2 protein-coding genes are annotated in these 2,531 nt (G+C 65.3%); both read right to left on the bottom strand.

Features of this window, described 5'->3' with window-relative positions:
- Nucleotides 1–879: 879 nt before the first annotated feature.
- The gene (locus tag AC0Z9V_RS18110; RefSeq protein ID WP_485142385.1) at nucleotides 880–1,908 is read right to left on the bottom strand and encodes a nitronate monooxygenase; all 1,029 of its coding nucleotides are present in this window, start codon (nucleotides 1,906–1,908) and stop codon (nucleotides 880–882) included.
- Between the two features lie 344 nt (nucleotides 1,909–2,252).
- A partial coding sequence (locus tag AC0Z9V_RS18105; protein WP_485142384.1) for a hypothetical protein occupies nucleotides 2,253–2,531 on the bottom strand: 279 nt, incomplete at its 5' end.

Genomic DNA, 2,531 nt, shown 5'->3' with positions numbered 1-2,531 from the left:
CGAGAGAGTGTGGGAGAGTAGGACACCGCCGGACAACACTCCAACGGGAAGGCCCCGCACCACCAGGTGCGGGGCCTTCCCCACTTAAACCACACACCAACCCCCGATGCCCCGATGCCCCGATGCCCCGATGCCGGGCAGCTTGGCCGCCGACACCCGCCGGCCAGATGCCGGCCTGGCCACCGACACCGGACGGCCACCACGATGGTACCGGTCTGGCCACCGACGCCGGGCAGCCACCAGGAGCTGGTCCGGCGCATGGATCCCGGGTATCGACGTGTCAGCCGGAGTCAGGATCTTGTGTCGCCGGCCTGTATCCCGCCTCGCGTCCTCATCTCACTGCCGGCCTTCACTTCACTGCTGGTTTTCACCTTCGCTGCCGGTTTCTACGCACTCCGCGTTCTACGCACTCGCGGGACTCGGACACGGGACTCGGTGTCGCTCGGACTCGGGAAGCCGGATCTCGAGGGACGGGGCACCGGTTTGTGCTGTCGCGGTCGGGTGTGTCGTCGAGCCTGAAGGGTCGGATGGGGAACGGAGGCCTCGCAACGGCGAACGCCGTGCGAGGAGAGACGGCGGCGCGTGATCCGCCGGATGCGCCGCCGACCATGCTGCTCATGGGGACGCGGCTTCCGGTGTGCCGCCTGCAGCACTCGGGCGCGGAAGGAGTTCCGCTCCTTCGCGGTGCCCAGGGTGAAGGTTCTTCCGGTTCGATGGACCCGGACCCGCTCAAGAGGCCTCGGGTTCACCTTGCACTTCAGCGCCGGAGCAGCCGCACGAGCGATGGCTTCGCTGCGAGAGAAGAAACCTGTTCGTCTGCACCAGTTTTCCCACCGCATGCTCGCCCCGCCGGCAGGGTGGGAGTGCGTACCCCAAGGGTCAGGGTGTGAGCGCTGCGATGATGTCGGCTGCGGGTCCGGTCCGGATGGTGCGGTAGCCGGTGCCGGCCCACAGGTGGAGCGCTTGCAGGTCGTTGTTCGCTGCCGCTGCGGCGCGGAGGGGTGTGGTGATGTAGTGGATCTGCGGGTAGGCGTTGCCGACGGTCGGGTGCTCGTCCATGAATCTGTTCCGCAACCCACGGGCCGGACGCCCGGTGAACGCCCTGGTGATCCTGGTCTCGGTGAACCCCGGGTCCGTGAGAGCTGCCCGGTGGGCGGGATGTGTTCCTGCCTCATCCGCCAGGAGCAAGGCTGTGCCGAGTTGGGCGGCAAACGCTCCGGCCGCGAGAACTCCGCCGACGTCCTCGCGGGTGCTGATGCCGCCGCCGGCGATGATGGGCAGGCTGGATATCGTCTTGATCGATGCGATGAGCTGGGGGAGTGGCTGCGTTCCCGGGTCGGCGCCGGGGTCGAACGTTCCGCGATGGCCCCCTGCGTCGGGGCCCTGCACGACCAGGATCTGTGCCCCACTGTCGGTCGCGAGAGACGTTTCGGCGCTGTCGGTGACGGTGACGGCAGTGGATATGCCCAACTGGTGCAGCTCGTGCAGCAGGTCGGGATCCGGACACCCGAAAGTGAAGGAGACCACGTCAGGCCTCAATGCCCGAAGAACATCCACCTTGCCCGTCCAGGCGTCGTCATCCCATCTGGGGACTCCCACCTGGATGCCGTAGCGGTCGGCATGGGGCTGAAGGCGCCGACGGTAGCTCTGGAGCTCTTCCTCGTCGACGTCATTCGCGGATACGACGAACAGATTCACACCGAAGGGCCGATCAGTAAGGGACCGCGTGACGGTGATGTGCTCCGCCAGCTGTTCCGGTGATTTGCACCCGCCAGCAAGGAAACCCAGCCCGCCGGCGTTGCTCACCGCCGCGACAAGCGCCGGAGTCGAGGGCCCGCCGGCCATCGGCGCACCGATGAGCGGGCGATCCAAATCGATGGGGAATCGCTGACCGTCGACGGTATCCATGCACGCTCTCCTTCACGACGTCGCTGTGGGCTCGCCCACTAGGACAATAATCGGAGGTGAATGAAGGACGACAGCCGACGATGCTGCTCCTCTTCGAGAACTCGCGGCGTCGTCGCCCCGGCGGACCGAACTTCCGTCCTCGTCTCGGTAAGCCGTCGTTGTTGTGCGGAGTCTCGCCCAGACGACTGCCGTGCTGCATGATACTGCCGCCCGGCAGCTCAGGACGCGTCGGCCTACTCGAGGTGGGGCGTTAGTGAATTTGGTGGTCCGGGCGGGATGGTCGTATAGTTGTGGAGTTGCCCCGGTGAGGGCGACGAACCCCCTTGATAAACTGTGAAGTTGCTTCAGCGCGTGCGGTGCACGATGTTGGAGTCGGCTTCCGGTCCGTCGTCGGTCGTGGAGGTTCGCTGGCGGTTACTGTGCTGGTCCTGTAGGGGGCAGCGCGAGACCGGAGAGTGGATTTGCGAGATCGGCCCGGTGGGGGTAAGCTTGAAAAGTTGCTTCGGAGCGAGGACATGGCGGTTTGGCCGTGTTTGGTGCCGGTAGCTCCTGTTGTTTGAGAACTCAATAGTGTGCCAAGTTTGTTGATACCGATTGTTTTTTGATTGGTTGAATTTGCTGGT

This window comes from Arthrobacter sp. UYP4, from assembly GCF_057291175.1.
Note: the sequence above shows the minus strand (reverse complement) of the source record. Positions and strands in the feature narration are given on the sequence as shown.

Bases quoted from the DNA above. Each gene is read 5' to 3' on its own strand.
- AC0Z9V_RS18110 (WP_485142385.1), bottom strand. From the start codon at position 1,908: ATGGATACCGTCGACGGTCAGCGATTCCCCATCGATTTGGATCGCCCG.